This window comes from Bradyrhizobium sp. P5_C11_2, assembly GCF_054049755.1.
Window position 1 is genome coordinate 1 of the sequence record NZ_JBFULT010000769.1, and the last position, 2,819, is coordinate 2,819.

Sequence of the window (2,819 nt, forward strand, 5' to 3'; positions counted from 1 at the left end):
CTTTTACACCACATCAGGACTTGTCACTTCAACAGGATTGCGCCGTGGTCACTTCGATGCGGTGGTCTTGTTTTCCATGTTGACGACCTGCACGCGGCGGTTCACCTCCGCCATCGGCTGGTTCGGGTCCTTCAGCTTGCTCTTGCCGTAGCCCACGGTGACCAGGTCGGTCGCCGAGATGCTGTACTTGTCGACGAGGTAGCGCTTGATCGAATCCGCGCGACGCTCCGACAGGTCCTGATTGTAGGCCTCGCCGCCGGCGGCGTCGGTGTGGCCCGCGACGACGAAGGTCGAGCCCTTCAGCTCAGGGCTGGTCAGCGCCCGGCCGAGCGCCTGAACCGAGGCCAGCGACTTGTTGCTGATATTGGCCGAGTTGTAGTCGAACGTGATCTCGAGATCGATGTTCGGCTTGTCCTTGGCGGCCGAGGCGATCTCCTCGCGCTCGGTCGACGAGAGCGAGCGCGTTGAACGGCCGCGCACGGACTGGATCAGCTTGGTCTCAGTCGCGCTCGGCGCGGGATCGGCCTGCGGGCTGATCGAGAGGCCGCGGGTCAGGGGCTTCTTCGGCGCGGGCGCCAGCGCGCGGATGATCTCGTCCTCGGTGACGTTCTTGCTGTTGCCGTCGTCGCCCGCGCGCGCGGGCGAGACCGGCMACGACAGAGCGGCGCCGATGGTGATGATCGAAAGGATCGCGGTAAGTCCTCTGACAGCCAATCTCATTGCCAGTCCCTCCTGCGCAGCAAGTCCGCGCGGTTCCAAAATTCTGCACTAGGGCCCCCAAAAGGCCGCTTGCGGCATCCGTCCGATTAGTCTTCGCCGGGCCGCCGAGGGTTCGAGGCGGACCGGCCTCAATTCAAAAAAATATCAACGTACTCCGTAACTTGCGAATTCCTGAACGATGTTCGGATCCATCGCTTTGGCGTTGGCGACGTCGAGCGCCCCTTCCTGGGCCGAGCCGTTGCGCTGCTTGGCGATCCCCCGGCCAAACAGCGAGGACGTCAGGCGCGGGTTGATCCTCAGCGCCGCGTCGAAATCGGCGATGGCGTTCTTGACCGCTCCCGACTTGAGGTTGACCAGCCCGCGGCTGTCCAGCGCATCGACGAAATTCGGCCGCAGCCGCAACGCCTCGTTGCAATCCTTCAGCGCGGCCTGGAGATCGCCGACCACGGTGCGGGTCCAGCAGCGGTTGTTCAGCGCCTCGACGTCCTTCGGGTTGATCCGCAGCGTGTCGTCGAAATCCTTGATGGCGAGGCCGTAGGCCCCCTTGCTGGCATAGACCTGGCCGCGCCGGTACAGCGCGTTTACGTCGTCCGGATTGGCGGCGATCTTGGCCGTCAGGCTCTTGACGGTCGGGTCGTCGGCCAATGCGGCCTGGCTCGGGCCGCTATCGGTGCTCGGCCCGGGGCCGGGATCGGCCGGCTTCACGGGCGGCGGCGCCGGGGGCAGAGCGGCCTCCACCTGCGGCTTTGGCGGAGCTGGCGGAGCCGGCGGGGCTGGCGCGGCGGTTGTCTCAGCCGGAGGCTTCGGTGCCGGAGGCGGCGACGGTGGAGCGGGCGGAGGATTGTTTGCGACCACGGGCGGCGGAGGTGCCGGCGGCTGCGCGGCTGCCGCCGGGCGCGATCCGCTCGCACCCGGAATGAAGGAGAAATCCTCGGCCAGCGAGGACGAAATCCACGGCACCTGCTCGCCACGCGAGGCGCGGGTGACGCCCATCTTTGTGCGATTCAGCGTTTCTTCCGCCATCAGGTCGGGGACGCGGATTTCCTTCAGCAGTTCCTGCACGAACAGGCTGTGTTCGCCACCGGCATCGGACACCACCGAGGCCAGCGCCGCCGAATACATCACCAGCGTGCCGTTCGGCGCGATGACCGGCGTCAGGCCGGCGGAGAAGCTGCGGAACCTGCGCTCGAACGGGTTGCGCCTGCTGGCGTCGATCAGCGCGATCTTGACCCCGGCGCCGCGGGTGTTGAGCTCGCCAAGGACGGTCTCGAGGCTGAAACCGTCGCGGCGCACATCGGATTCGGTCCAGATCTGCGCATCGATCGGAAGCATGTAGCTCTGGCGGGCCGACTGGATGCCGAAACCGCTGAAGAACACCAGCGCCACCGAGCCCGGCTTGATCTTGCCGTAGAGCTTGTCGAAGGCACGGCGCATGCCGTCGCTGGTCAGGTTTTCGCCGATTTCGACGGAAAAGCCGTCACGCTTGAGCTCGTCGGCGACGTCGCGCGCGTCGTTGAGCGGTTCCTTGAGCGGGGCGTCCGCGTCCGGATATTTGGCATTGCCGATGACCAGCGCATAGCGGTCGCCGGCCGCCAAGGATGGCGCGGCCGCGACGAGCGAAACCAGCAATGGCAGAAGAAGAACGAAGCGAATTTTCATAATCAGCGCGGTCCAGCCAAAAAGGCGCCGTTCCCAGCTTGCGCCGCGGCGACCTTAACTTACGCAATGTGCATTATCAAACCGGGGAAGTGGGGCGTCAACCGCTTGCAGATTCGGCGTTATCGCGACATTTGACCGCGACGCAGGGGCGTGCCGCGAGGGGAATGAACGGGCGGTCACGATTGCACTCGAGGCTGTCCGGTTGGGCATTGTGGCAGTCATGTTAGGACAGCCATGGCGACGATAATGTGATTGGTCTCACATTATGGGCCAGTCTGCGTTGCAATGCGCGGTGTTTGACCTTTCCGGTGGACGATGGCTTGCTGCGATGGATCGTCCCGTCCACTCACAAAAATAAAAGCCAACACCAACCCCCAAGGGAACCGCCCACGAAAACTACGCCCACCGCTATGCCACGATCTCGCCGCGCACCCCCAGCA

The 2,819-nt window shown here is 64.8% G+C and carries 2 protein-coding genes; both read right to left on the reverse strand.

Annotated features, from left to right (window positions below; translation table 11 throughout):
* Positions 1 to 48 precede the first annotated feature (48 nt).
* Positions 49 to 720, reverse strand: coding sequence for an OmpA family protein (locus ACXJL8_RS38255; RefSeq protein WP_456686732.1), 672 nt, complete (start codon positions 718 to 720; stop codon positions 49 to 51).
* Positions 721 to 864: 144 nt separating this feature from the next.
* Complete coding sequence (locus ACXJL8_RS38260; RefSeq protein WP_456622348.1) at positions 865 to 2,379, reverse strand: caspase family protein; 1,515 nt, start codon at positions 2,377 to 2,379, stop codon at positions 865 to 867.
* Positions 2,380 to 2,819 lie beyond the last annotated feature (440 nt).

Coding starts and splice junctions, on each gene's coding strand:
- ACXJL8_RS38260 (WP_456622348.1), bottom strand. CDS start 2,379: ATGAAAATTCGCTTCGTTCTTCTTCTGCCATTGCTGGTTTCGCTCGTC.